This window comes from Bradyrhizobium sp. 18BD (genome assembly GCF_054185225.1).
This window is the reverse complement of sequence record NZ_JAVAYL010000031.1, coordinates 39,600-64,513: the sequence shown is the minus strand read 5'-3', so window position 1 is coordinate 64,513 and position 24,914 is coordinate 39,600. Positions and strand designations below refer to the sequence as shown.

Here is a 24,914-nt window from a genome sequence, read left to right as displayed (position 1 = left end):
ACTTTGTCTCCAAATCCGATCTCGGCGGCGCCAAGACATGGCCGCAGTCGGGGAGACAGTCGCAAAGGCTATGCCAATGCGGGTATTCTCAGAAAATCAATGACTTAAATAGAAAGGCCCCGGTCGGATGACCGGGGCACAATTGCCGGGCGGGCAACAATTGCCGAGATCCAATAGCGTTTTCGAGCGAAGCAGGCACCGGTTCGCGTGAAGAAAACGCGTCAACTAAAGAGCTTACGTTGCCGACGCCGCCGCGGGGTGGAAAACCAGCCCGAACCCGTCGATGCAGTAGCGCAATCCGGTCGGCTTCGGACCGTCGTCGAAGACGTGGCCGAGATGGCCGCCGCAGCGCCGGCAATGCACCTCGGTGCGCAGCATGCCGTAGGTGCGGTCCTCGGTCTTGCCGACATTGCCCTCGATCGGCTGGTAGAAGCTCGGCCAACCCGTGCCGCTCTCGAACTTGGTGTCGGAGGCGAACAGCGGCAGGTCGCAGCCGGCGCAGGCGAACACGCCCTTGCGGTGCTCCTTGAGCAGCGGGCTGGAGCCCGGCCGTTCGGTGCCGTGATTGCGCAGGATCTCATATTGCTGCGGCGTGAGCTGGGCACGCCATTCGGCCTCCGTCTTCTGGATCTCGAAAGTCTCCGCGGCCTTCTCGCCAGCCTCGGCAGGTGTCCCTCTCAGCCAGCGGAAGGCCGAAAGGCCGAACAGGCCGGCGACAGTCGTCAACAGGATGCGGCGGTCAAACATCTCATTCTCCGTGCGCGGGGAGTCCACGCCCTGAGATACGGGCTCTAACGGCCGACGTTACACTTCCGGGCGGAATTTTTCGCGAGGTTATTGCGCGACGCGCTGGTCCTAGGCCGCCGGTTCCGGGGTCCGATCCGGGCCTTGATCTGAATCTTGGGCGACAGGTTCCGGTGCGGGGGCCGGCCGCGGTCGCACGCCGCCGGGCAGCGGACGGCGCGGACCGGTGCCGGCGGCCCGGTTGGCTTCGGCCAGCCGCGCCTCGCGTTCCCGGTCCTTGACCCGGGCCCGCTCGCGGTAGCGGGCAAGCGTGCCCGCGGCGGCCGAAGTCGCCCTGCCCCACATTCCCACCATCTGGCCCGCAACGCGCCCCGTCGCCCCACCGGCCCAGACCAGCTCGAACGGCGAGAACAGCTTCCAGCGGTCGTCGCCCCACAAGATGCTGCGCGCGATGAGCTGTCCGGCCATGGCCGAAATGTTCATGCCCTGGCGGCCGAACCCGCTCGCCACCCACAGGCCTTTGCGCAACTGGCCGATCTGCGGCATGCCATGCACGGTCTGGCCGGTGGCACCGCCGAACATGTCGGTGATCTCGACATTGCCGAGCTCGGGGAAGATCGACCGGATCCGCCGCTTGACGCCGCCGGCAAAACGCTGCGGACGCGCGGCCCAGGTGGTCTCCGGGCTCTCCCACATCAGACGGTCGCCATCGACGATGCGGAAATGGTCGACGCCGTCGGAATCCATCACCGATCCCTTGAAGGCGATGATCTCGTGCAGGCGCTCGCCGAGCCGCGCGGTGATACCGGCATAGCGCGAGACCGGCAGCAGCGTCTCCGACAGCCGCCGCAACGGCGCGCCGAGATGGATGTTGCCGGCGAGCACGATGTGGGTCGCACGCAGCCGCGCCGACGGCGTGACGATACGCTTGCGGATGCCGGAATGATCGATGCTGACGACCGGCGTATCCTCGAAGATGCGGGCGCCGGCCCGCCGCGCCAGTGCCGCGAGACCATGCACATATTTTCGGCCGTCGACCTGGAACGCTTTGGGATAATAGACGCCGTGGAAGTAACGATCGGTCTTCAGCATCTCGCGGACGCGATCAACTTGCCAGCCCTCGACCTCGGTGTCGAAATCCTCGTTCAGCATCTGCAGCCGGCTGATCAGCCGGTCGCCGGCATCGACGTTGGAGACCTCCAGCACGCCGTCGCTCGGGCCGATCCCCGGCATGTTCTCTTCGGTGGCGTTGGCGCGGACGAACTCGGCGCCCTCCTTCGACAGCGCCCATAATTCGCGCGCGTCCTCGAAACCGACGCGCTCGATCAGATCGGTGAGCGGCAGTGCAAAGCCCGGCATCACGGTGCCGAGCTGGTTGCCGGAGGCATTCCAGCCGATATGACGGCCCTCGAGCACCGCGACGCTGGCCCCGAGCCGGGCCGCCTCCAGCGCAATGGAGAGCCCGGCGAGGCCTGCCCCGATCACGCAGATGTCGGCATCGAGATCGAATGACAGCCGCACGCGCTCGCGAAAACCGGCTTCTTCCTGGGACACGCTTGTGAAAGTCTCGCTCATGTCGTTTTCTTAGAGCATGATCCGGAAATCTGTGCAGCGGTTTTCCGAACAGTTCATGCTCAAAACAACAATTTACAGCGCGATGACGCTTTGCCCCGATCTCGTCGCGCTTTAAAGGACCCATCGGGCGCCTGTCACCTTGTCCTCAACGCCCCCCTGTAGATTATCCTGGACGTGGAACGATTCGAGAATGCCATGCGCCGTTTGATGCTGCTGCGTCACGCCAAGACCGAGACTGACGCGCCGAGCGGCCGTGACCAGGACCGTCGGCTCGACGACCGCGGCCACAAGGACGCCGCCCGGATGGGCGACTGGATCGCCACCCATCCCCCTGCCCCCGACGCCGTGCTGGTGTCGCATGCCGTTCGTGCCAGGCAGACCTGGGACATCGCGTGGCATACGATGAAGGACCGCGTCAAAGCGCCCCGGCTCGAAGTGCTGCCGGAACTCTACGGCGCCGATCCCGCGCAGATCCTGGAGTCGATTCGCACCGCAACGATCCCTGCCAACCCGAAGCGGTTGCTGTTGGTGGGGCATAATCCCGGCATGCACGAGATCGCCCTGATGCTGATCGGCAGCGGCGATCCCGCCGGCGCCAAGGCGCTCGCCCACAACCTTCCCACCGCGGGGCTTGCGATCTTCGACTTTGACGTCAAGGATTGGGGGGACGTGGCCTACCGCCGCGGCAAGCTGGCGCTGTTCGTCAGCCCCAGGCTGCTTCGATCGGATTGAGACGCGCGGGCGCCGTCTCGACCGGTTGATCCAGCCTGGTCACGAGAGCGTTTTCAAGCGAAGTGGACACCGGTTCGCGTAAAGAAAACGCGTCCAAACAAGAAGCCCGAGCTCCGTTCCGATTCCATCGGAACGGAAATGGCTCTAGACTTCCCGACCGGAAGACCGGAGGCGCAGATGTTCAAGTCCATCCTCGTGCCCATCGACCTCGCCGACACCGATCTCGCCAAACCGGCGCTCGCGACCGCGGTAACGCTGTCGCAGACCTGGAGCGGGTCGATACGGCTGCTCAACGTGCTGCCGATGACGCCGGTGATGCTGGCCGAATACGTCCCTGCCGATTTCGACGAACAGCAGCGCCAGACCTCGGAGGAAGCCCTCGCCATCGTCGCGCGCGAGTCCGGCATCGAAGCCGGACGCATCTCCAGCGTGGTCCGCCAGGGCGGCATCTATCACGAGATCCTCGAGGAAGCCGTGCACATGAAGGCCGATCTGATCGTGATGACCTCGCACCGGCCGGCGATGCGCACCTATTTCCTCGGCTCCAACGCCGGGCACGTCGTGCGCTACGCGAAGTGCTCGGTGCTGGTGGTGAGGCACTGAGTGCTCACTGTCATTGCGAGCGCAGCGAAGCAATTCAGACTGCCGCCTCGGAACGATTCTGGATTGCTTCGCTCCGCTCGCAATGACGGTGTTGACGCATTGCACGCCCATCACTCGGGTAGTCCGTAGCCCGGATGAAGCGAAGCGCAATCCGGGGCCGCTGTGTCCGCTCGGATAGAACCCCGGATTTCGCTTCGCTCCATCCGGGCTACGAGAGCTTGCGTTGCCCGACGGGCAAAACACCCAAGCGCTCGGTCAATGCTCCGCACCAAAAATATTCCACTTTACCGAAATTCGGAAACGGCGTATCCATCGCCGCAACCCGGCCCAAGGAAGAGGGGCGTATCGCGATCGTCACGAACGCGGGCCGGACGGCGGTGGACGTGGGCCACATCGGCGCGAAAAAGCTTCGCAGGGCGGGCAACCGTGAGCGAAGACTCGCGCCAACGACAGATGCGGTTCGCGTACGGCAAAATCGTGTGGTCCTGACGCCCGGGGTCTGTGCGTCAAGCCTTGTGGTGATGCGTGCTGTCCAACCGGATACGCGCATCAGCCATCGGCAAGGCGACGGGGGCAATAGTGCATCGCTCCCCGGGGAGCGCACGACATAAGCCGTTCCAACCATCGCGCAGGGAAGGCCGGGATGCTCCGGCTGCCCTGTTTCCCGCTGTGCATTGTAGCGCAACCTACTTTGGGCATGGCGGTCAATGGGAGCCAGCCGGCTCCCGGCCTTCCCTGCGCCCTCTTTCAATGGAGGGTGAAGTGCAGAAGCAAAGCTCGGGCGAGATGCGCCGCGAGGATGCGAAGGCGTGTCTCGGGGGGTAGGATGGGTAGAGCGCAGCGAAACCCATCATGGGTCAGCGGAGGAAAAGTCGATGGGTTTCGCTGCGCTCTACCCATCCTACGCGCTGCCACCCACGTACTCCGTCATTGCGAGGAGCGAAGCGACGAAGCAATCCAGAGTCCCTCTGCGGAGGGATTCTGGATTGCTTCGCTTCACTCGCAATGACGAGGATGATGCAGCGGTGCGCCAAACTCCACTCTCGCGCCCCGGCTCGGCGCAGCAGCGCTCGCGCGCTGCAGCGCGTCCGGGACAAGTGCGCTTACAGATACCGCGTCAGCTCGGCCTTGAACTGGCCGTACACGGCGTCCTCGATCTGGCTGCGGTTGATGCCGATGTCACGCAGGGCGCGGTCGTCGAGTTCGTTCAGCGTCTTGACGGCGGAGCGGCGCTCCAGGCGGTCGAACAGGGCGTAGGCAGCGTTGACGAGCGTGGCAAAAAATCCGCTCGAGGAGGTGGGGCGTAAACTCCGCCCGGCAGTTTGTGAGATCGTGGTCATTGTTCTTCTCCGGCGTGTGTTCCGCGCGGCGAAGCAGGTGCCGTTGGCGCCGACGCACTCAGCGCCTGCACCTCATCTGCCGTCGGATTGCTCTCGCTTTCCTCGGCTCAATCGCGGAACTTGATGGAACTTAAATGCTCCAGTACACTCCTCGGAGCAAGTAAAACATTGCTCTCGGTGCAATAATGTCCAAGTTCGAGTACGTGAAGCTTGCCGATGCCATTGCCGCAGACATCTCTAACGGCACGTTAAGGCCCGGCGACCGGCTGCCCCCGCAACGCAATTTTGCATATGACCGCGGCATTGCAGTCTCGACTGCGAGCCGGGTTTATACGGAGTTGCTTCGTCGCGGCCTCGTGATCGGCGAGGTCGGCCGCGGCACCTTCATCTCCGGCGACATCAGACGCGAGGTCGAAGCGCTGAGCGAGCCGCGCGATGCTCGGATCGATTTCGAGGTCAATTATCCGTTATTGCCGCAGCAATGGGCGATGATCGCCAAGAGCCTTGCCGGCCTCGAGCGCGTCGACGCCCTCGAATCCGCGCTGCGCGTCTCGACCAGCACCGGCACCAAGAGCGCGCGCAACGCGGCTGCGGCCTATCTCGCGCGCAAGGATTTTGCGCCGCAGGCGGAGCAGATCGTCTTCACCGCCAATGGCAAGCAATCGCTCGCGGCCGCGATCGCAGCACTCGTGCCCACCGGCGGCCGCTGCGGTGTCGAGGCGCTGACCTATCCCTACGTCAAGAGCATCGCGGCGCGGCTCGGCGTCACGCTGGTGCCGATTCCGATGGACGAGTTCGGCGCGCGTCCCGACGCGATCCAGAAGGCGCATCGCGAAGCGCATCTGTCGGCGCTGTATCTGCAGCCCATCATCCAGAACCCGCTCGGCGTCACCATGAACGCGACGCGGCGCGCCGACATCATGCGCGTCGCCGAGAAGCTCGATCTCACCATCATCGAGGACACCGTCTACGGCTTCCTCGCCGACGACACGCCGCTGGCAGCCCTCGGGCCGGATCGCTGCATCGTGCTCGACAGCCTATCCAAGAAGGTCGCGCCGGGGCTTGCGCTCGGCATCCTGGTCGCGCCGCCGCATTTGCGCGAGAGCGTGATGAGTGCGGTGCGCACCGGCGGCTGGATCGCCTCCGGCCACGCGCTCGCCGCCGGACAGCGGCTGATGGCCGACGGCACCGTCGCCGAACTGACGCGGCTCAAACGCATCGACGCCCAGCGCCGCCAGCAAACCGCGGCGAGGCTGCTGACCGGCTACCAGCATGCCGCCGACCCACGCTCCTATCATCTCTGGCTGACGCTGCCGCCGCACTGGCGCTCCCAGACCTTCGTCGCCGCAGCCGCACGTCGCGGCATCGCGCTGACGCCGTCCTCGACCTTTGCGATCGCGCATGGTCACGCCCCGAATGCGGTGCGCCTCGCCCTCGCCCCGCCCACATTCGAGCAGCTCGATTCCGGCCTGCGTACGATCGTCTCGCTGCTCGGCACCAAGGAAGAAGATTTCGACTCGACGGAGTAGCGTTAAGGCAGCAGGGCCTTCGGCACGTGATCGAAGTCGTAAGCGTGCGGCTGGTTGCGCCGGACGAAGCCACCGACCTGCCAGGCGAACAGCGCGGCAAAGCCGAGGATGAACAGCGCGCCGGCGAACTCGCCGATCAGCAGCGCGCGGATCAACAGGCCCGTCATCGCCACCGTCAGCACCGCCAGGAACGCCAGCACCGCCGCATAGGTTTTGCGGCCGAGGCCCGCAGTCAACTCGGCGCGACTGCCCGCTTTCGCCATCCGCGCATGCAATGCGACGATGAAATCGCGAAAACCATTGTCCTGCGGCGCCATCAGGGCGGCGGTCTGCCAGCTCGTCGACAGGATCCTGATGTGGCCGCCGCCGCTGTGGCTGAGGTCGGCGCGAAAGCGGTGCTGCTGCATCGACACCGGTCGGAACGACAGGCGGATCGCGCTGATCTCGTCATAGCGCCACAGGCCGGAGCGGCCGGCGATGTGCCAGGAGAGGCCCTCCTCCCTCAGCTCGAAGCGGTGCGCCGAGCCGATCAGCGATGCCTTGTAGGCGTAGCTCGTGGCCGCGACGGCCTGCGCGTCCGAAACCTGCATTGTCCCAATCAATCCCGTCCGCGATCCGCTTGCGCGATCGCCCTCGCCCATCCTACAAGCGAGGCATGGCTGAGACGACCTTTTTTCCGCGCCGCCTGATTCTCGGTGCCGCCGTGATCTCCGGCGTGCTGCTCGCGCTCGCGGTGCACATGCTGGGCGCGCGCTACGGGCTCGATCTCGGCGGGCTCTGGCGCTCCGACACGCACGAGTTCATGCCGGCGGGCGCTGCGATCGCCTGGTGGCTGATCGCGACGGTCGGATTCTCCGGCGGCTATTTCACGGCGACGTTGATGCAGAGCGCCGTCAACGGCCAGATCCCGCATCGCATGCGCCAGTTCCTGATCGCGGTCGGCGTGCTGCTGCTTGCAGGCGCAGGCCAGGCGGCCTCGGCGCCGAGCGCGGTCCCGACCATCTCCGGCGTGCTGGCAGCCCTCGCCGCATTGTGCCTCGGCGCCGTGATGGCGTTCTGCGGCGCGCATTTCGCGCTGCGCCGCGGCTAGAGCATGATCCGGAAAAGTGCGAAGCGGTCTTCCGAGAAGATCATGCTCAAAACACAACGTTCTCAAGCCGACGCGCGCAGGCGCGGACGTTCCAGCATCAACGCCACGTCCGACGCAGGACGGGGCTTGCTGAACAGATAGCCCTGCGCCTGGGTGCAGCCTTCGCGCCGGAGCAGCTCGAGCTGCGCGTCGTTCTCGACGCCCTCCGCGGTGGTGACGATGCCGAGGCTGCGGCCAAGGCCGGTCACGGCGCGGATGATCGCCATCGAATCCTCGCGCGTCGCCAGCTCCGACACGAAGGAGCGGTCGATCTTGATCTTGTCGAACGGGAAGCTGCGCAGATAGCTCAGCGACGAATAGCCGGTGCCGAAATCGTCGAGCGAGATCCGCACGCCCATGCCGCGCAGCTCGTGCAGGGTGGTCAGCGTCGCCTCGCTGTTCTGGAGCAACACGGATTCGGTGATCTCCAGCTCGAGACGGCGCGCATTCAGTCCCGATGCGGCCAGCGCGCCGGTCACGGATGCAATCAGGTTCGGACTCTTGAACTGCACCGGCGACAGATTGACGGCGACGTCGATGTCGTCGGGCCAGGTGACCGCGTCCGCGCAGGCGCTTTGCAGCACGAACTCGCCGAGCTGGACGATGAGGCCGGTCTCCTCGGCCAGCGGGATGAAGTTGATGGGCGCGATCAGGCCGCGGTGCGGATGGTTCCAGCGCAGCAGCGCCTCGAAGGCGACGACGCGGTCGCTGGCGACGTCGCGGATCGGCTGGTAGTAGACTTGGAATTCGTTCCGTTGCAGCGCCGCGCGCAGGTCCATTTCGAGCAGGCGCCGCGCCTGCGCGCGCGCATCCATGCCGGTCTCGAAGAAGCGATAGGTGCCGCGGCCGTCCGCCTTGGCGCGGTACAGCGCGAGGTCCGCGTTTTTCAGCAGCTCGTCCGAATTGCTGCCGTCCTGCGGCGACAACGAGATGCCGATCGAAACCCCGATGACGATCTGATGATCGTCGATCTCGTAAGGCGCCGAGATCACCTCGACGAGGCGGCCGGCGAGCGATCGCGAAGCGGTTTCCTCCGAACGTCCGATCTGGACCACCGCGAACTCGTCGCCGCCGAGCCGCGCCACGGTGTCGTTCTCGCCGACGGTCGCCTTCAGCCTGCGGCCGACCTCCTTGAGCAGCGCATCGCCGACGGGATGGCCGAGCGAGTCGTTGATGTCCTTGAAGTGATCGAGATCGAGGCAGAGTACCGCGAGCTGGTCGTTCGAGCCGGCAAGGCGCAGTCCCTGTTCGAGCTGCTCGTGGAACAGCACGCGGTTCGGCAGGCCGGTCAGCGCGTCATGGCGCGCCATGTGCGAGATCTTCGCCTGCGCCTCAAGCCATTCGGTGATGTCCTCGAAGGTCGCAACCCAGCCGCCGCCCTGCATCGGCTGGTTGACGACGCGGATAGAGCGGCCGAACCGGTTGACGACGTCGGTCGTGGTGCGGCCCTCGCGCGCGTCGTCGACGAGGCGAGCGAAGAATTCATCGGGATTGCCGCTCCACTGGCCCTTGCTTTCCTCCTCCTTCAGCACGTCGACCAGCAGGCGGCCGGTGAGCGCGATGTCGGTGCGACGAAGCATGGCCGCGTAGCGGTCGTTGAACAGGATGATCTTGCCGTCCGCATCGAACATGCACAGGCCCTGCGACATGTTCTCGAGCGCGCTGTCCAGCACGACTTGCTGACGTCCCAGTTCGCCCTTGGCGCGACGGTCGAGCACGGCCGCCGCGAGCGCGATCGCGATGATCGCCGCTGCAGCGCTGGCGGTCAGAATGGACAAGGACGCCGGCGGGATCGACAGACCGCTGATGACGATCGCCGGATCCGGCGTCAGCTCCACGGCGCCCATGGCGGTGAAATGATGTGAGACGATGGCGACGGTCAGCAGGACCGTCGCGCCGAGCGCATTCGCCAGGCTGTCACGTCGCCCCGCGACGAGCAGCGCAAGCGATCCAAAGACGATGCCGAGGACGATCGAGACCGTCACGGTGCCGGTCGCCCAGCCGATGCGCGCGGGAATCTCGAGCGCCATCATGCCGGTGTAGTGCATGGCGGCGACGCCGCCGCCGACGGCGGCGCCGCCGAGCGCGGCCAAGGTCTGACGCCTCGCCGACACCGAGATGCTGAGCCCGACGAAGGTGACCGCGATCGCAAAGATCAGCGACAGCACCGTCACCGGAATGTTGTAGGCGCCGCCCGCACCGGGCCCGTAGGCCTGCATCGCGATGAAATGGGTTGCCCAGATGCCGCAGCCGGCGACGACGGCATCAAGCGCGATCCACGAGACCCGAGCTCCCCCGCTCGCGGCACGGGCGCGGTGAAACAGGCTGATCGCGGCAGCGCTCGCGAGCAGGCACACCGCGCCGCCGAGTGCAACCAGACGCCAATCGTGCTGGTCCGTGAGACAGTAGAGAACTTGATACATTGCCGGCCCCTATTCCATCTGCACTAGAGCGGGCAGAGATGGACAGTCGGTAACCGGCTATGTGATGGCTCCGGAAATGGTGAACAGAGAATGTGTGCGGTCGCTCATGTTGTGCGCGTCTGTGCCTTTGCACCAAGGCCGATCACGCCGGCCGCGAGCAGCAGGACCGCCGACGATATGATTAGCGCCTGGTGAAGTCCCGACATGAACGCACTGTCCGACGCCACCAGCGAGCCGAACAACGCAACGCCGAGCACGCTGCCGGTCTGACGCGTCGCATTCAGGACTCCTGCGGCGATGCCGGAGCGCGCCTTCTCGACGCTGCCCAGCAAGGTCGAGGTCAGCGGCGGCACCAGCAGCCCAAGTCCGCCGCTGATCGCAATCATCTGCGCGCAGATCGCCCAATAGCCCGTGTCGGCCTCGATCCAGAGCAGGCCGAGACAACCGAGCGCGGACACGCAAGCGCCGACGATGATGGTCGGGCACGGACCGATCCGCTCGGCAAGGCGCGGCGCCAGCAGATTGACCGGCAGCACCGCTCCCATCATCGGCACGAAGGCGAGACCCGTCCACCACGCCGACAGCCCGTTGATCCGCTGGAAGTACAGGCTGAGCACGAAGATCAGGCCGTAGATCGCGATGTTCACGAGCAGGCCGACGATCGTCGTCAGGGTAAACAGCCGGTGACTGAACAGGGACAAGGGCAACATCGGCTGCGCCGCGCGGCTCTCGCGCCAAACGAACAGCACGGCAAGAACGAAGGCTCCGGCGAAGGCCGCGAGCACGGCCGGATGCTCCCAGCCAAGCGCGCCGCCTTCGATGATGGCACCGGCGAGCGCCCCCAGCGCGCCGATTGCCGCGAACTGTCCGGGCAAATCGATCTCGCGCGAGGGCGCCCGCGTGGTTTCGCTGGCGTAGCGCCAGCTCAGCCACAGACCGGCGAGCCCAATCGGCAGATTGACCAGGAAGATCGCACGCCAGCCGACCAGCGTGATCAGCGCGCCGCCGACGAAAGGGCCGGCGGTAAGCGCAAGGCTCGCCCCCGCAGCCCAGACCGCAACGGCGCGGCCGCGCGCGCGGTCATCCGGGTAGGCATGATTGAGCAATGCGAGCGAATTCGGCACCAGGATTGCCGCGGCCAGCCCCTGGACCAGCCTTGCCGCGATCAACACGACGGCATTGGGGGATAGTGCGCAGGCGAGCGAGGCCCCGGTGAAGATCGCAAAACCCGCCATGAAGATGCGCTTGGCGCCGATCCGGTCGCCGAGCGCACCGGCCGTGAGGATGAAGGCGGCAAAGGCGATGGTGTAGGCGCTGACGACCCATTGCAGTTCGGCAACGCCGCCGCCGAGCGTTTTGCCGATCGCATCGAGGGCGGTGTTGACGATCGTGACGTCGAGCTGCACGACGCCATAGCCGAGGCTCATCGCAGCAAGCGTCAGAGAGGTCGCAAGCTGCGATGAGGCGCGCGGCGAAGCGGCGTTGTCGCGGAAGGATTGATACTTGATGGTATTGGCTCGCATGCTGCACCTCGATTGCAGCCCCATGCGAAACATACGCTTCTCGTCGGCCATCATGTTTCGACAATGACCGAATGATGGATGTACAGCGTGCGAGCGCCGCGCACATCACTGCGCGGCGCTCTTCACGTCTATCCTCGCATCAGCTCGTATCCTCGCATCAACTCGCCGCGCGCAGATTCACCTTGCTCTCGGCAAGCACCGTCAGCTTCTTGTCCGTCGCCTTCTCCTCCTCGAGGGTCTTGGCGAGCACGCTGGCGCAATCGGTGCGGCCGAGCTGCTTGGCCCAGGCGATCAGGCTGCCATAGCGCGCGATCTCGTAATGCTCGGCCGCCTGTGCCGCGTTGATCAGCGCGGCATCCAGCACCGCCTTGTCGACGACTTCGCCGGCGGTCTCGTCGGCTTCCTCGATGATGCCGTCGATCGCCGGGCAGTCGACCGCCTTCACCTGGGCGCCATGCATCTTGAACACTTCCTCGAGCCGTTTGACGTGCTGCCTGGTTTCTTCGAGGTGCGTCAAAAAGCCCTGCTTCAGCTGCGGATCGGTGGCCTTATCTGCCATTTTCGGCAGCGCCTTGGTGAGCTGCTGCTCGGCGTAATAGATGTCCTGGAGCTGATGCACGAACAGGTCGTTCATGGTCTTGATGTCTTTTGTAAACAGTCCCATCGTTCCGGTCCTTATCGGTTTCGGGAACACGGAGGCGCCGGCCTGCACGAAAAGCCGCTCTATTCCGCCATGTCCGGTTGCTGATGGGGCGCTAACGGGCCCATGGCATCGACGTTCCAAAAAAGCCCGCACCGCTTGCGCTGGAACAATGCCGCCGCGGCTGGGATCTGCGACCATGTCATCATGCGAACGCGCGATGCCGACGGATCCGGCGACTCATATGCTTAACGCGCGTGCGATGTGAACCGCGTATGACAAAAGTAGCGGGTCCGATGCAGAACCTATCCTTGTCAAGGGCTGCACAAGCCGCTGTTTTTGCCTTAAATGAGCTACATCATGCCTAGCGATCGAAGCCCAGTTGGGCCGCGATCGCGCCCGACCGGCCAATGTCTGGCCAGATCGGTCTTGCCCCCGCCGGGAGGATGAATGCACGGACTGCTGCCCGCGCTGAAACGCGGCTTCAAGAGATGGATCGGCTGGCGACGGCTCGGAATTGCCGCAAGCGTCTTCATCATCGCCTTCGCGATCACCACGCTGGTTCGCACCCTCAAGGGCATCGATACCGGTGTCATCCTGACCGCGTTAACCGAGATTCCCCGAGGCAGTATCGGGCTGGCGGCGATCTGCGTCTTCTTCGCGTTCTGTACGCTGACCTTCTACGACTTTTTTGCACTGCGAACGATCGGCAAGAAGCATGTGCCCTATCGCATCGCAGCACTCTCCAGCTTCACGTCCTATTCGATCGGGCACAACATCGGCGCCACCGTTTTTACCGGCGGCGCGATCCGTTTCCGGATCTATTCGGATTACGGGCTGAACGCGATCGACGTCGCGAAGATCTGCTTCCTGTCGGGCCTGACCTTCTGGCTCGGTAACATCTTCGTGCTCTCGATCGGCATGGCGATCCATCCCGATGCCGCCTCCTACATGGATCAGCTGCCGTCGTCGATTAACCGGCTGATCGCATTCGGTGGGCTCGCCTCGATCGGCGCCTATCTGGTCTGGCTCTGCATGGGCGAGAAGCGCCGCGAGCTCGGCCAGAAGGGCTGGAAGGTGGTGCTCCCCTCGGCGCCACTGACGCTGGTGCAGATTCTGATCGGCGTCGTCGATCTCGGCTTCTGCGCCACCGCAATGTACCTCCTGATGCCGGCCAATCCGCCGATCGACTTCCTGTCGCTCGCAGTGGTCTTCATCCTGGCCACGCTGCTCGGTTTCGCCAGCCACGCCCCCGGCTCGATCGGCGTGTTCGACGCCGCCATGCTGGTGGCGCTGCCGGAGTTCGGCCGCGAGCAGCTTCTGGCCACGCTGCTGGTGTTCCGCATCCTCTATTTCGTGATCCCGTTCGGCCTCGCCATCTCGATCATGGGCGCGCGCGAGCTCTGGATGAACGTGGTCCAGCCCTGGCAGGAACGGAGGCGGCTGGCGGAGGCCTGCGCGCAGGCCAATCTGCCCAAGCAGGTGGCAGCGATGGAGCGCGAGCGGACGCTGCGTCAGGCTAGCAAGCGCTAAAAACGGTCAGACAAACGGTTGCAGGCGGGAGCGCAATCCTCTCTTATTTCCGCCTCAACTTTGCCGTTGAACACGCGGGCCATGATCCGATCATCTCTTCGCACCTTTGTCGCAGGCACGCTGCTGCTTGCCGGGATTTTGATTGCCTTGCCGCGCGAGCGCGCACACGCGCAGGACGCCGGCGCCATGCAGATCAATTGGGAGGTGCGCAACCGCTTCCGCCTGTTCCGCGAGGAGCGCGACTTCCTGCTCCATGTCGAGAACGCGCGTAACCGCAGCATCCTCGCCGCCGAACAGTCGCTGGAGCTCCAGAGCGAGGGCCGCGGCTGGGCCCGCAACATGGTCAACCGGCTCTGCATCGATCTGCAGGGCCGGGTCAACCAGCCCTGCACCCGCGATAACGTCAAAGAGAACTACATCACGCCGATCGATCACCCCGTCACCGTGCGCCTGACCGGCGCGGTGCCGGTCGGGGCCACTTGCGCCTGGTCGTTCGACGACGGCGACGGACCGCAGCAATCGACCTTCGACTGCGCCGAGCCGGTCAATCTGCGCGTCCGCTATGGCAAGCAGACGGTGGCGACCGTCGACGTCTCCTCCGGCTCCGATCCGACCCAGCGCGTCCAGGCCGAGATCCAGGTCCGAGACATCTTCGTCGCCGGCCTCGGCGACAGCATCGCCTCCGGCGAAGGCAATCCGGACCGGCCGCTGGCGCTCTCGGACGAAGGCTTCTGCTTCCGCTCCTATCTCGGTACCGCCGGTGCGCAATACTACCGGCCGAGCCGGGCCGGCTACAAAGGCGGCCGCGCCTGCGAGGCCCCGGATACGCTCGCCAACTGGCAACATTTCAGCGCGCTCTGGTTCAACTCGCCCTGTCACCGCTCGCTCTACAGCTACCAGGCCCGCACCGCGCTGGCGCTCGCGGTGCGCTACACCCACATCGCGGTGACCTTCCTGCCGCTCGCCTGCACCGGCGCCAGCATCGGCGACGGGCTGCTCGGCTCGCAGCGTGCCCGCGAATGCCCGCCCGGCAAGACCGGCGTCTGCAACACCAGCGTGAACGCGCAGGTCGCCGAGCTGCGCGAAGCGCTCACCGCTGCGAAGAAGCGCCAGCCGGACCGCACGCTCGACCTCGTGCTGCTCTCGGTCGGCGCCAACGACGTCTACTTCTCCGGCCTCGTCGCCGACGTGATCGTCGAGACCGCGACCGAGCGCGCACTGTTCCGCCGCTCCGGCGTGATGGCGAGCGTCGACGATTCCCGCGATGCGCTCCAGCGCGAACTGCCGCAGAATTTCGTCAAGCTGCGCGAGGCGCTGAAGCCGCTGGTCGATGGCGACCTCTCGCATGTGGTCTATGTCTCCTACGCCAATCCGGCGCTTTCCAGCGGCGGCGCTCCCTGCCGTGGCGGCCGCGGCGGCTTCGACATTCACCCGTCGTTCAACGCCGATCCGCAGCGGCTCGCGCGCGTCTCGACCTTCGTCGACACCGAATTCCTGCCGCAGCTCAAGGCGCTCGCCACCTGCACGCGCGGCGCGTTGTGCCGCGATCCCGAAGCCGACCGCATGACCTTCGTCGATACGCATCAGGCCGCGTTCGCCGATCACGGCTTTTGCGCGCGTGCCGGCAACGATCCCGAATTCGACCGCAGCTGCTTTGCCGAGAACGGCCAGAGCTTCAATCCCGATATCGTGAGCGCGGCGAGCCAGCCGATGCTGTGCGGCCGCGGCGCCTCCGAGTACCGCGCCTACCTGCCCCGCGCGCGCTGGATCCGCGACGCCAATGACAGCTATTTTGCGGCGATGACCTATCCGCAAGGCTTGCCGGCGGCGAGCCAGCCGACCGACATCCACGACGCCACCTGGGGCGTGCTCTCCGCCGTTTATGGCGGCGCCGTGCATCCGAGCGCGGAAGGTCATGCCGCGATGGCGGACGCCGCGCTGCCGGCTGCGAGCGCCGTGCTTGGCCTCGATGCCGCGCCCCCAGGCGTCACGCGTGGACTGCTCGCGCCCCTGCTGCTGCCGGGTGCGCAGCAATAGCAAAGACGACGGTGCCGTAGCCCGGATGAGCGCAAGCGACATCCGGGATCACGCGCCCCGCATATCGCTTCGCTCATGCGGGCTACGCACTCCTCGCCACGACGTCATTGCGAGCGCAGCGAGGCAATCCAGAATCTTTCCGTGGAGGGACTCTGGATTGCTTCGTCGCAAGAGCTCCTCGCAATGACGAGTTTGGAGCGCAAGCTCGCGCCTCACCATCGCTCGCACATTCACTTCGTGCCGGCATCGTTCCCCCTACCTGCCGTTCCATCAATCCAAAAACGGCATCAATCGATACTCCCTTGAACTTGGACACTTTGCCGCGTGCGCCTCTAGGAGTCGCAGTGAGGAAACATTTCGAGTTCTAAGGAGGCGCGTGATGAGCGCAGTGGTGTCCGCAACGGACGTGAGGAGGTCTCGCGTCAGGCTGTTCATCGTGACCATGTTGTTCCTGGTCACCACCGTGAATTATGCCGACCGCGCCACGCTGTCGATCGCAGGGCCCGCGCTTTCCAAGGAGCTTCATCTCGATCCTGTCGCCATGGGCTGGATCTTCTCGGCGTTCGGCTGGTCCTATGTCGTAGCCCAGGTGCCGGGCGGCTGGCTGCTCGACCGTTACGGCTCGCGTCTCGTCTATGCCTTCAGCATCATCGTCTGGTCGCTGTTCACGTTGATGCAGGGCTGGGTCGGCTTTCTCAGCGCCGGTGCTGCCGTCGCCGTGCTGTTCGGGCTTCGCCTCCTTGTCGGCGTCGCGGAAGCGCCCTCCTTCCCCGCCAATGCCCGCATCGTCGCGGCCTGGTTTCCCGGCAATGAGCGCGGCACTGCGTCGGCCTTCTTCAATTCGGGGCAGTATTTCGCGACCGTGATCTTCGCGCCGCTGATGGGCTGGATCGCCCATGACTACGGCTGGCGCTACGTGTTCTTCGTGATGGGCGCGCTCGGCGTGATCATGGGCCTCGTCTGGATCAAGACCATCTACGGCCCGAAGGAGCATCCCGGCATCAACGACGCCGAGTTCGACTACATCAAGGAAGGCGGCGCGCTGGTCGATCTCGATGCGCCCAAGGAAGAGCGTGCGCCCGAATCCGGCTCCGGCTGGGACCACATCCGCCAGTTGCTCTCCAACCGCATGATGCTCGGCGTCTATCTCGGCCAGTACTGCATCAACACGCTGACCTATTTCTTCCTGACCTGGTTTCCGGTCTATCTCGTCAAGGAGCGCGGCCTGTCGATCCTGCAAGCCGGCTTCGTCGCGACGCTGCCCGCGCTGTGCGGCTTCATCGGCGGCGTGCTCGGCGGCATCATCTCGGATGCGATCCTGCGCAGGACCGGCTCGCTGACCATGGCGCGCAAGATCCCGATCGTCGGCGGCATGCTGCTGTCGATGTCGATCATCGCCTGCAACTATGTCGACGGCCAGGCGCTGGTGGTCGGCTTCATGGCGCTCGCCTTCTTCGGCAAGGGCATCGGCGCGCTCGGCTGGGCCGTGGTCTCCGACACCTCGCCGAAGGAAGCCGGCGGCGTCTCCGGCGGCCTGTTCAACACTTTCGGCAACCTCTCCTCGATCACCACCCCGATCGTGATCGGCTACATCCTGGCCGCGACCGGCTCGTTCAACGGTGCGCTCGTGTTCGTCGGCCTCAACGCGCTGGTGGCCGCCTTCGCCTATCTCGTGATCGTCGGCAAGATCGAGCGGGTGGTGCTCAAACGTTCCTCCTGAGGGCTCCCACGGGAGCTGACCAGGCAACTCAACGGCGGCTTCTCAGCCGCCGTCTTTGTTTTGGGAGTGATCGATGCTAGAAGTGCCGGGGAAACGCCTTATTCATCTAAGGCATGTATCGATGTTCGACCTCAACCAGCTCCGCTGTTTCGTGACAGTTGCGGAGGAATTGCATTTCGGCCGCGCCGCCGCGCGGCTCAACATGACCCAGCCGCCGCTGTCCCGGCAGATCCAGGTGCTCGAGCACATCATCGATGCGCCGCTGCTGGAGCGCACCAGCCGCTCGGTGCGCCTGACCCCTGCGGGGCGCAGCTTCCTGCCCGAAGCCCGGCGCATCCTCAAGCTCGCGGAAAGCGCCTCGCAAGTGGCCCGCCGCATCGCCCTCGGCAAGACCGGCTCGCTGAAGATCGGCTTCACCGCGGCCGCGGCCTACGGCTTCCTGCCCGAGCTGATCGCGGCGTGCCGCGCAAAGCTGCCCGAGGTCGATTTCTCCTTGAAGGAGATGGTGTCGGGCGACCAGTTCGAGGCGCTCACATCAGGCCAGATCGATGCCGGCCTGCTGCGGCCGCCGATCGCACGCCCTGAACTGACCAGCCGCCGCGTCGTCGCCGAGCCCCTGCTCGCCGCGATCCCGAAGAAGCATCCGCTGGCGAATGCCGAGAGCATCACCATCAAGGATTTCGACGACCAGCCCTTCGTGATGTATTCGCCCTATGAGAGCCGCTACTTCCACGATCTCCTGGTGGCGCAATTCACCCGCTCAGACGTGCTGCCGCGCTATGTCCAGCACCTCAGCCAGATCCACTCGATCCTGGCCATGGTCCGCGCCGGCCTCGGCCTCGCCATCGTGCCGGCCGCGGCCGCAGGCCTCAAGATCTCTGACGTCCGGCTGCGGCCGCTGAAGCTGCGCAACCGCGTGCCGGTCGAGCTGTTCATGGTCTGGCGCCGCGACGACGAGAATCCGCTGCTCTCGGCGCTGGTCAAAATCGCCAGCGAATTGTCCTCCGCGGAGGAGGCGGAGGATTGATGCTCAATCCGCATCGGTCGATATAGGCTTTGGCTTGGACGCGCATCGAACGGTTGCCTAAACAACGGCGCATGGACGCGCAGGCTTTCAAGCCGCGCGTCCTCCACAACACGCAATAAGGGAGCCGCGCCCATGAGCAAGATGACCCCGCAGGAAATGGCCCAGAAGATCGGATCGGGCCTCCTGTCCTTCCCCGTCACGCCGTTCAAGGCGGACTACTCCTTCGACGAGGCGACCTACCGCGCCAACATGGATTGGCTGTGCGGCTATGATGTCGCAGGCCTGTTCGCTGCAGGCGGCACCGGCGAGTTCTTCTCGCTGACCCCGACCGAGGTCCCGCAGGTGGTCAAGATCGCCGTCGACGAGACCAAGGGCCGCGTGCCCGTGCTCGCCGGCACCGGCTATGGCACCGCGATCGCCCGCGAGATCGCGATCGGCGCGGAAAAGGCCGGCGCCGACGGCCTGTTGCTACTGCCGCCCTACCTCACCCATTCCGAACAGGAAGGCCTTGCCGCCCATGTCGAGGCGGTCTGCGCCGCCGTGAAGATCGGCGTCATCGTCTATAACCGCGACAATGCGATCCTGCAGCCCGACACGCTCGCCCGCCTCGCCGAGCGCTGCCCGAACCTCGTCGGCTACAAGGACGGCATCGGCGACATCGAGCTGATGACCCGCGTCTACACCAAGCTCGGCGATCGCCTGACCTACGTCGGCGGCCTGCCGACCGCGGAGACGTTCGCGCTGCCCTATCTCGACATGGGCGTGACGACCTATTCCTCGGCCGTGTTCAACTTCGTGCCGGAATTCGCCACCAATTTCTACGCCGCAGTGCGCAAGCGCGACCACGCCACGATCCACGCCGGGCTGAAGGATTTCATCCTGCCGCTGATCGCGATCCGCAACCGCAAGAAGGGCTATGCGGTCTCGATCATCAAGGCCGGCATGAAGGTGATCGGCCGGGATTCCGGCCCGGTCCGCCCGCCGCTGACCGATCTCAGCGAGCAGGAGATTGCGGAACTGACCGCACTGGTGAAGAATCTGCCCGCCACACGATCGGCACAACAGGCGGCAGAATAAGACAAGACAACAGGGAGGAGCGTGCGATGGCCCAGACCGAGATTTCCTGCGCGCCAGTCGCTGGCGCACCGGTCGTTACAGCGATGCAGGTGATCCCGGTCGCGGGCCGCGACAGCATGCTCCTCAATCTGAGCGGCGCGCATGCGCCGTTCTTCACCCGCAACATCGTCATCCTCACCGACAATGCCGGCCACACCGGGGTCGGCGAGGTGCCGGGCGGGCAAAAGATCTGGCAGACGCTCCAGGATGCCCGCGACCTCGTAATCGGCAAGACCGTCGGCGCGATGAACAACATCCTCGCCGACGTCCGCACCACCTTCGCCGATCGTGACGCCGGCGGCCGCGGCAAGCAGACGTTTGACCTGCGCGTGATGATCCACGCCGTCACTGCAATCGAATCCGCGCTGCTCGATTTGCTCGGCCAGCATCTCAATCTGCCCGTCGCCGCCCTGCTCGGCGAGGGCCAGCAGCGCAAGAGCGTCGAGACGCTCGGCTACCTCTTCTTCGTCGGCGACCGGCGCAAGAGCAAGCTCGACTATGTCAGCGGCGAGACCGGCAAGGCGGACTGGTTCAACCTCCGCCATCAGGAGGCGATGACGCCGGAGACGGTGGTGCGGCTCGCCGAAGCTACCCAGGACCATTACGGCTTCGCCGATTTCAAGCTCAAGGGCGGCGTGCTCCGCGGCGAGCAGGAGATCGAGGCCGTCACCGCGATCGCAAAGCGCTTCCCCAACGCCCGTGTCACGCTCGACCCGAACGGCGCCTGGTCGCTCGACGAGGCGATCGGTCTCTGCAAGAACATGCACGGCATCCTCGCCTATGCCGAGGATCCCTGCGGCGCCGAGGCCGGCTTCTCTGGCCGCGAGATCATGGCGGAGTTCCGCCGCGCCACGGGCCTGCCGACCGCGACCAACATGATCGCCACCGACTGGCGGCAGCTCTCCCATGCGCTGCGCCTCGGCGCAGTGGACATCCCGCTCGCCGATCCCCATTTCTGGACGATGCAAGGCTCGGTCCGCGTCGCCCAGACCTGCCGTGACAACGGCCTGACCTGGGGCTCGCACTCCAACAATCATTTTGACATCTCGCTCGCCATGTTTACCCATGTCGGCGCTGCCGCCCCCGGCAAGGTCACGGCGATCGACACGCATTGGATCTGGCAGGACGGCCAGGCGCTCACCAAAGAGCCGCTCCAGATCAAGGGCGGCAAGATCGCGGTCCCGGATCGCCCGGGCCTCGGCATCGAGATCGACCGTGCGGCCATCGAGGCCGCGCATGAGCTCTACAAGCAGCATGGCCTTGGCGCCCGCGACGACGCCACCGCCATGCAGGATCTGATCCCCGGCTGGACGTTTGACGACAAGCGTCCCTGCCTCGTTCGGTAAGACACTCAGGCATGATCCCGGAAAAGTGGGTACCGGTTTTCCGATGAGGATCATGCCTCTTAAGTCAAGGAGGAAACGATGACTGCGATCCTGAAAAATTTTATCGGCGGCGAATGGGTCGACGGCTCCGGCGTCACCAAGAACATCAACCCCTCCAACACCAACGATCTCGTCGGCGAATACGCCAAGGCCGACAAGGCGCAGACCGAGAAGGCGATTGCCGCCGCGAAGGCCGCCTTCCCTGCCTGGGCGCAGTCGACGCCGCAGGTGCGCTACGACGCGCTCAACAAGATCTCTCTCGAAATCCTCGCCCGTAAGGAAGAGCTTGGTCGCCTGCTCGCCCGCGAGGAAGGCAAGACGCTCCCCGAGGGCATCGGCGAGGTCGCCCGCGCAGGCCAGATTTTTGCGTTCTTTGCAGGCGAGGCCCTGCGCCTGATCGGCGAGAAGGGCGCTTCTGTCCGTCCCGGTCTCGACGTCGAGCTCACGCGCGAGCCGGTCGGCGTCGTCGGCATGATCACGCCCTGGAATTTCCCGATCGCGATCCCCGCCTGGAAGATCGCGCCCGCGCTCTGCTACGGCAACACCGTCGTGTTCAAGCCGGCCGAGCTGGTGCCGGGCTCGGCGCATGCGCTGTCCGAGATCATCACCCGCTCCGGCATTCCCGCAGGCGTGTTCAACCTCGTGGTCGGCTCCGGCTCGGTGGTCGGCCAGACCCTGCTCGATCACCCGGATGTGGCTGCGATCTCGTTCACCGGCTCGGTGCAGACCGGCCGCAAGATCGCGCAGGCCTGCGTGCTCTCCAACCCGATGAAGAAGTTCCAGCTCGAGATGGGCGGCAAGAACCCGCTGGTCGTGCTGGATGACGCCGACCTCAAGACCGCCGTCGAGGTCGCCGTCAACGGCGCCTATTTCTCGACCGGCCAGCGCTGCACCGCCTCCTCCCGCCTGATCGTCACCGAAGGCATCCATGACCGCTTCGTCGCGGCGATGGCCGAGCGCCTGAACGGCCTGTCGGTGGACGACGCGCTCAAGCCCGGCGTGCATATCGGCCCGGTGGTCGACCAGAGCCAGCTCGACCAGGACCTCCGCTACATCAAGATCGGCCAGGACGAGGGCGCCAAGCTCGCCTTCGGCGGCGAGCTGCTCAAGCGCGAGAACCCCGGCCACTACCTCCAGCCGGCGCTGTTCACTGAAGCCAACAACAACATGCGCATCGCGCGCGAAGAGATCTTTGGCCCCGTCGCCACCGTCATCCGCGCCAAGAACTACGAGGAAGCGCTGGCGATCTCCAACGACACCGAATTCGGCCTCGCCTCCGGTATCTGCACCACCAGCCTGAAATACGCCTCGCACTACAAGCGCAACAGCGAGTCCGGCATGGTGATGGTCAACCTGCCGACCGCCGGCGTCGACTATCACGTGCCGTTCGGCGGCCGTAAGGGCTCGAGCTACGGCGCCCGCGAGCAGGGCTCCTATGCACGCGAGTTCTACACGACCGTGAAGACGGCCTATACCTTCCCGGGCTGATAGGCTGAAGCATGGTGGGCACGGCGCGTTGCGCCTTTGCCCACCCTACGGCCTCTCCCCTTCTTGAGGTAACCGCATGGACCAGGACGTCGCAGCGAAAGAACAGCCCCGCTACATCAAGCTCAACGAGCGCGACAATGTCGCGATCGTGGTCAATGATTTCGGGCTTCCCGCCGGCTCCCGCTTTGCCAGCGGGCTGACGCTGCGCGCCTTCGTGCCGCAAGGGCACAAGACGGCGCTGGTCGATATTGGGGAAGGCGCACCGATCATTCGCTACGGCGAGGTGATCGGCTTCGCGCTCTCGCCGATCCTGGCCGGCGAATGGGTCGACGAAGCCCGCATCCGCATGCCGGAGGCGCCTGCCCTCGACAGGCTCGAGATCTCGACCGCCGTCCCCGCACCGCTGCCGCCGCTCGAAGGCTTTACGTTCGAGGGCTACCGCAATCCTGATGGATCGGTCGGCACCAAGAACATCCTCGGCATCTCCTCCTCCGTGCAATGCGTCAAGGGCACGATGGAATACGCGGTGAAGCGCATCCGCGCCGAGCTGTTGCCGAAATATCCGAACGTCGACGACGTCGTGCCGCTGACCCATGCCTATGGCTGCGGCGTTGCCATCACCGCGCCCGATGCAGTCGTGCCGATCCGCACTCTGCAGAACCTCGCGCTCAACCCGAACTTCGGCGGCGAGATTTTGGTCGTCGGCCTCGGCTGCGAAAAGCTCGCGCCGGAGCGGCTGGTGCCCGAGGGCGTCAGCGATGCCATCGTGCGCATGCAGGACGAAGCCTTCGACGGCTTCGGCGCGATCGTCGATGCGATCATGACCCAGGCCGAGGCGCGGCTGAAGGTGCTCAACACCCGCAAGCGGGAGACCTGCCCGGCCGCCGATCTCGTTATCGGGCTACAGTGCGGCGGCAGCGATGCCTTCTCCGGCGTCACCGCCAATCCCGCCGTCGGATTCGCCGCGGACCTGCTGGTGCGCGCCGGCGCGACCGTGATGTTCTCGGAAGTGACCGAGGTGCGCGACGCCATCCAGCTCCTCACCCGCCGCGCCATCAACGAGGACGTCGGCCGCGCGCTGGTGCGCGAAATGGCCTGGTACGATTCTTATCTAGCGCGTGGCGGCGCCGACCGCAGCGCCAACACCACGCCCGGCAACAAGAAGGGCGGCCTCGCCAACATCGTCGAGAAGTCGCTCGGCTCGATCGTGAAGTCCGGCTCGAGCGCCATCACCGGCGTGCTCTCGCCCGGCGAGAAGGCGACGCAGAAGGGCATGCTGTTCGCGGCAACGCCCGCCTCCGACTTCATCTGCGGGACGCTGCAGCTCGCCTCCGGCATGACGCTGCAGGTGTTCACCACCGGCCGCGGCACGCCCTATGGACTTGCCGCCGCGCCCGTGATCAAGGTCGCAACCCGCAGCGAGCTCGCACGGCGCTGGAAGGATCTGATCGATTTCGATTCCGGCAGCATCGCCACCGGCGAGAAGACCATCGAGGAATGCGGTTGGGACCTGTTCCGCCTGATCCTCGACGTCGCCTCTGGCCGGACCAAGCCGTGGTCGGACCGTTGGGGCATCCACAACGACCTGACGCTGTTCAATCCGGCGCCGGTGACGTGAGGCCGACAGGCCTCACCTTCCCTCAATCACGTGCATGTCGCCCAGCGTGACCGGCAGGCTGCGCGTGATGAGATCCGCAACCGCCGCGCGGAGCCGCTCGCTCGCGGCCGGACCGTCGAACCCCTCGCCGACTGGTCCGCTCGGGCCGTCGAGCCGCACCGTGCCCGTATTGTCGAGCGGCGCGGCCATCCGCTTCTCGATCACGTCGAACGACTTGCCGTCGATGACGCGGACTTCATACAACGCGTGGATCAGGCCGTAGTCCGCAAGCAGCGTGCGGTATTCGGCGAGCCCGACGCCCTCGACGTTGCGCCCGTTACCGAGCTTCGATCGCGCCCGGGTGATGACGATGTAAGCGTCCAGCCCTTGCGGGGCAACATCGCTGCGCACCAACTCCTTGAAGGGATCGCTGCGCAGCAGATTGACCGGCGCAACGGCCGAATCCCTGATCGCAGCGAACGCGGGACGCCGGTAGGTCACCGGCTGCACGCGAAAGCGACCACTCAGCAGCTTCGTCGCCTGCTGGACGATCAATTCGTCCAAGCCCCATGCGCTGATCGAAGCGCTCTGCGCGGTGTTGCCGAGCCTGGTCAGGCCGGCCTGCGTCAGGCTCATCTCTTCGCCGATGGCCGAGACGATGCCGACAGTCTTGATCGCCTGCAGACGGCTCGCGCGCGTCTCGAACGCCGCGGCAGCGCCGACGCAAGCGATCGCGCAGACAAGACAGGAAATGAGGATGCGGCGCATGGCGA

At 65.4% G+C, this 24,914-nt stretch carries 20 protein-coding genes; 12 read left to right on the top strand and 8 right to left on the bottom strand.

The window, feature by feature from the left end; all coding sequences use genetic code 11:
- Positions 1-234: 234 nt before the first annotated feature.
- Positions 235-747 (bottom strand): peptide-methionine (R)-S-oxide reductase MsrB, encoded by a 513-nt coding sequence (gene msrB, locus RAD16_RS37730; RefSeq protein WP_458162940.1) that lies wholly within the window; start codon positions 745-747, stop codon positions 235-237.
- 108 nt (positions 748-855) lie between these two features.
- Entirely contained in the window at positions 856-2,319 is a 1,464-nt protein-coding gene (locus RAD16_RS37725; RefSeq protein WP_458162939.1) for an NAD(P)/FAD-dependent oxidoreductase, read from the bottom strand.
- A gap of 195 nt (positions 2,320-2,514) precedes the next feature.
- Between RAD16_RS37725 and RAD16_RS37720 the strand changes: the two genes are divergently transcribed.
- The gene (locus tag RAD16_RS37720; RefSeq protein ID WP_458162938.1) at positions 2,515-3,051 is read left to right on the top strand and encodes a SixA phosphatase family protein; all 537 of its coding nucleotides are present in this window, start codon (positions 2,515-2,517) and stop codon (positions 3,049-3,051) included.
- Between the two features lie 177 nt (positions 3,052-3,228).
- Positions 3,229-3,654 carry a universal stress protein gene (locus RAD16_RS37715; protein WP_014493977.1) on the top strand — a complete coding sequence of 142 codons (426 nt, stop codon included), beginning with the start codon at positions 3,229-3,231 and terminating at the stop codon, positions 3,652-3,654.
- Between the two features lie 1,103 nt (positions 3,655-4,757).
- Here RAD16_RS37715 and RAD16_RS37710 read toward each other — a convergent pair.
- The gene (locus RAD16_RS37710) at positions 4,758-4,994 is read right to left on the bottom strand and encodes a DUF1127 domain-containing protein (protein WP_458162937.1); all 237 of its coding nucleotides are present in this window, start codon (positions 4,992-4,994) and stop codon (positions 4,758-4,760) included.
- Between the two features lie 185 nt (positions 4,995-5,179).
- Here RAD16_RS37710 and RAD16_RS37705 point away from each other — a divergent pair, with 185 nt between their 5' ends.
- Entirely contained in the window at positions 5,180-6,523 is a 1,344-nt protein-coding gene (locus RAD16_RS37705) for an aminotransferase-like domain-containing protein (protein WP_458162936.1), read from the top strand.
- A gap of 2 nt (positions 6,524-6,525) precedes the next feature.
- Here RAD16_RS37705 and RAD16_RS37700 read toward each other — a convergent pair whose 3' ends face one another.
- The gene (locus RAD16_RS37700; RefSeq protein WP_458162935.1) at positions 6,526-7,113 is read right to left on the bottom strand and encodes a hypothetical protein; all 588 of its coding nucleotides are present in this window, start codon (positions 7,111-7,113) and stop codon (positions 6,526-6,528) included.
- Between the two features lie 65 nt (positions 7,114-7,178).
- Here RAD16_RS37700 and RAD16_RS37695 point away from each other — a divergent pair, with 65 nt between their 5' ends.
- Positions 7,179-7,613: a hypothetical protein gene (locus tag RAD16_RS37695; RefSeq protein ID WP_458162934.1), complete on the top strand. Its 435-nt coding sequence runs from the start codon at positions 7,179-7,181 to the stop codon at positions 7,611-7,613.
- Between the two features lie 62 nt (positions 7,614-7,675).
- Here the strand turns inward: RAD16_RS37695 and RAD16_RS37690 are convergent, their stop codons facing one another.
- The 3 genes from RAD16_RS37690 to RAD16_RS37680 form a co-directional block, all read right to left on the bottom strand.
- Positions 7,676-10,075 (bottom strand): bifunctional diguanylate cyclase/phosphodiesterase, encoded by a 2,400-nt coding sequence (locus tag RAD16_RS37690; RefSeq protein WP_458162933.1) that lies wholly within the window; start codon positions 10,073-10,075, stop codon positions 7,676-7,678.
- A 104-nt stretch (positions 10,076-10,179) separates the two neighbouring features.
- Entirely contained in the window at positions 10,180-11,598 is a 1,419-nt protein-coding gene (locus tag RAD16_RS37685; protein ID WP_458162932.1) for an MFS transporter, read from the bottom strand.
- Positions 11,599-11,755: 157 nt separating this feature from the next.
- The gene (locus tag RAD16_RS37680; RefSeq protein ID WP_458162931.1) at positions 11,756-12,262 is read right to left on the bottom strand and encodes a YciE/YciF ferroxidase family protein; all 507 of its coding nucleotides are present in this window, start codon (positions 12,260-12,262) and stop codon (positions 11,756-11,758) included.
- Between the two features lie 426 nt (positions 12,263-12,688).
- Here RAD16_RS37680 and RAD16_RS37675 point away from each other — a divergent pair, with 426 nt between their 5' ends.
- From RAD16_RS37675 to garD, 8 genes are all read left to right on the top strand, one after another.
- Positions 12,689-13,771, top strand: coding sequence for a lysylphosphatidylglycerol synthase transmembrane domain-containing protein (locus tag RAD16_RS37675; protein WP_458162930.1), 1,083 nt, complete (start codon positions 12,689-12,691; stop codon positions 13,769-13,771).
- A gap of 81 nt (positions 13,772-13,852) precedes the next feature.
- A complete protein-coding gene (locus RAD16_RS37670; RefSeq protein WP_458162929.1) occupies positions 13,853-15,808 on the top strand; it encodes a hypothetical protein in 1,956 nt (651 codons plus the stop codon).
- Between the two features lie 379 nt (positions 15,809-16,187).
- The gene (locus tag RAD16_RS37665) at positions 16,188-17,528 is read left to right on the top strand and encodes an MFS transporter (protein WP_458162928.1); all 1,341 of its coding nucleotides are present in this window, start codon (positions 16,188-16,190) and stop codon (positions 17,526-17,528) included.
- A 121-nt stretch (positions 17,529-17,649) separates the two neighbouring features.
- On the top strand, positions 17,650-18,555 hold the full coding sequence (locus RAD16_RS37660) for a LysR substrate-binding domain-containing protein (protein ID WP_458162927.1): 906 nt from the start codon (positions 17,650-17,652) through the stop codon (positions 18,553-18,555).
- A 132-nt stretch (positions 18,556-18,687) separates the two neighbouring features.
- Positions 18,688-19,632 (top strand): 5-dehydro-4-deoxyglucarate dehydratase, encoded by a 945-nt coding sequence (gene kdgD, locus RAD16_RS37655; RefSeq protein WP_458162926.1) that lies wholly within the window; start codon positions 18,688-18,690, stop codon positions 19,630-19,632.
- 26 nt (positions 19,633-19,658) lie between these two features.
- Positions 19,659-21,017, top strand: a complete 1,359-nt coding sequence (gene gudD, locus RAD16_RS37650) for a glucarate dehydratase (RefSeq protein ID WP_458162925.1) — start codon at positions 19,659-19,661, stop codon at positions 21,015-21,017.
- Positions 21,018-21,095: 78 nt separating this feature from the next.
- The gene (locus RAD16_RS37645) at positions 21,096-22,544 is read left to right on the top strand and encodes an aldehyde dehydrogenase family protein (RefSeq protein ID WP_458162924.1); all 1,449 of its coding nucleotides are present in this window, start codon (positions 21,096-21,098) and stop codon (positions 22,542-22,544) included.
- 76 nt (positions 22,545-22,620) lie between these two features.
- Positions 22,621-24,162: a galactarate dehydratase gene (gene garD / locus RAD16_RS37640; RefSeq protein ID WP_458162923.1), complete on the top strand. Its 1,542-nt coding sequence runs from the start codon at positions 22,621-22,623 to the stop codon at positions 24,160-24,162.
- Positions 24,163-24,174: 12 nt separating this feature from the next.
- On the opposite strand, the gene RAD16_RS37635 is transcribed toward garD, so the two are convergent.
- Complete coding sequence (locus RAD16_RS37635; protein WP_458162922.1) at positions 24,175-24,909, bottom strand: hypothetical protein; 735 nt, start codon at positions 24,907-24,909, stop codon at positions 24,175-24,177.
- Positions 24,910-24,914 lie beyond the last annotated feature (5 nt).